General features: G+C 58.3%; 2 protein-coding genes. Both read right to left on the bottom strand.

Features of this window, described 5'->3' with window-relative positions; translation table 11 throughout:
• On the bottom strand, positions 1-391 hold a 391-nt coding region (locus CKO12_RS14490; RefSeq protein WP_200155415.1), incomplete at its 3' end, for an aminodeoxychorismate/anthranilate synthase component II.
• The coding region (locus CKO12_RS14495; protein WP_200155416.1) for a chorismate-binding protein at positions 388-599 on the bottom strand (212 nt) is incomplete at its 5' end. The genes CKO12_RS14495 and CKO12_RS14490, both read right to left, overlap by 4 nt.

A 599-nucleotide genomic window follows, 5' to 3' on the forward strand; every position in this document is an offset into this window, starting at 1 on the left:
CCAAGGAGTGGTAGCGTGTCGCTTCCAATGGCTCAGGCAGCCCGCGAAAGACTCCTTGACCGCGGTGACGCACCGGTGAGGTCTTGCCGTGCATTACCTGGCGGGCTCGCACTACCTTACCGCCGAAGACCTGGCCAATGGTTTGATGGCCGAGACAAACCCCCAAGATCGGCACCTCGGCGGCCATCTCGTGAACCAGCTCCAGCGAGACGCCGGCCTCGTTAGGGGTGCAAGGCCCGGGTGATATTACTATGCGCTCCGGGCGCAGACGACGAACCTCGCTAACATTGACTTCATCGTTACGCACCACCTCGACCCGTGCCCCTAACTCACCTAGATACTGCACCAAGTTCCAGGTGAACGAGTCGTAATTGTCTATCATCAGGATCATAGACCTTCCTCGGCCATTTCAACGGCCCGCATCAGCGCCCTACCTTTGTTCAGGGTCTCCTTCCATTCGAGTTCGGCGAGGGAGTCGATTACCACCCCACCGCCGGCCTGAACATATACGCGCTCATCCTTGACTAGCGCAGTACGAATGGCAATTGCAGTGTCCATGTTGCCCGACCAGGAGAGATAACCCACTGCACCAGCATAGA

This window comes from Chromatium okenii (genome assembly GCF_016583745.1).
Lineage (GTDB): Bacteria > Pseudomonadota > Gammaproteobacteria > Chromatiales > Chromatiaceae > Chromatium > Chromatium okenii.